The following is a 1369-nucleotide window of genomic DNA, read 5'->3' as shown; positions in this document are numbered from 1 at the left end:
CGGTTTCGCCGAGCATATCCATCAGTCGGGCGGGCATGCTGTTGCCGACAAACAGTTGCCCTTCGATCAGGCGGTTTAAGCGATGGCAGACCCCGAGTTCCGAGAAGTGCTCGCAGGCAGCGGCGATCTGCTGACTGGCGTTGTGTTGCAGCTTGGCCAATGTGTGCCAAGGGGCTTGTGTGGTGGCCGGATGAGCCGCAGCGAGAGCGCTGGCGCTGCAGAGCAGCCGGTTGCGCAGCCGGTAGTCGGGATCGAGTCGCGCCGGCTGCGGATCCACCAGCCAGTAATCCTGCCATGAATGGTGCTTGATGAACTGGCCGAGCCGCTTAGAGATAAGCCGCGCGCCAAATTGCAGCAGCACCTCGGCGCGGCCCAGCTCGGCGACAACCGCCTCGTTGTTGAGGGCCATATCTATGTGGATGAGGTTGCGGCTATCGAAGCGGATCTGGCTCTGCAGATCTGCCAGCAGTGGCCAGCCGAGTTGCTCTGCCAGCGCGGCGACGGCCCGCGCTTGCATCGGGTCAGTAATGCGGCCGGCCACTACGATGCCGCGTTTTTGCCGGAAGCACGGCCATGTGGACTGATGAGGACAGGACTGTTCGTTCTGCTGCCATGGGTTCCATGGCATCTGCGAGGTGAGCCAGCTGCGCAGAGGTGCCAGATAGTCAGAGAAGTCCTGATAGTGCTCGCCCGGGTAGAGCGGTTCTGGGTACATGCAGTTGAAGTGCACCACCCCAGGGGTGAGCGCCTGCTTGGCCAGCGCCTGATCCACCGAACTCAGCACGAAGGCGGCCGGAATGGTCGGGGTGGGGCTCGGCAGGTTCTGCTGATAGACGGGGTAATGGCCGAAGATCCCTTGCTGGTCGATCGCCTGATTGGCGCCGTTGTCGATAAGCTCAGGAGGGCGATCGGCAGAGAGAATAATCAGCGGCACGCCGGTGAGCTGGGCTTCGGCTACGGCGGGCCAGAGGTTGGCCACTGCGGTGCCAGAGGTCATGATCACCGCCACCGGCCGGTTGCTCCCCTTGGCCAGCCCCAGCGCCATAAAGCCGAGGCCGCGTTCGTCAAAGTGCAGGTGACGGCGAAAGCCCTGATGGGCCACAGCCGCCATGGTGAGTGGTGCAGAGCGGGAGCCAGGAGCCAGCGCGATGTCGCGCACCCCGAGGCGAAACAGTTCCTCCAACAACAGCGAGGACCAGACGTGGTTGAAGGTGGCGTGCTGGCTCGAAAACGGGGGGCTGGCAAGCTCTTCGTTGGCAGGCTCTTGACGGGTGGGCATAGGGGCTCTCGTGGCGTGAAAAGGGGTTATGGCTATCCCAGCAGGGAGAGCACATTGGCAATCTTGTTGTCGAGTTCGGCCCACTCGGCG

Annotated in this window: 1 protein-coding gene; it reads right to left on the bottom strand. The window is 63.1% G+C overall.

Features of this window, described 5'->3' with window-relative positions; translation table 11 throughout:
* Positions 1-1279, bottom strand: a 1279-nt coding sequence (gene menD, locus CUC53_RS18510) for a 2-succinyl-5-enolpyruvyl-6-hydroxy-3-cyclohexene-1-carboxylic-acid synthase (protein ID WP_100295426.1), incomplete at its 3' end; no start/stop codon positions are given.
* Between the last annotated feature and the right edge of the window lie 90 nt (positions 1280-1369).

The sequence above is a fragment of the Aeromonas cavernicola genome (assembly GCF_002795305.1).
GTDB classification, from domain to species: Bacteria; Pseudomonadota; Gammaproteobacteria; order Enterobacterales; family Aeromonadaceae; genus Aeromonas; species Aeromonas cavernicola.
The sequence above is the reverse complement of the archived record's forward strand: the minus strand, read 5'-3'. Positions and strand labels throughout refer to the sequence as shown.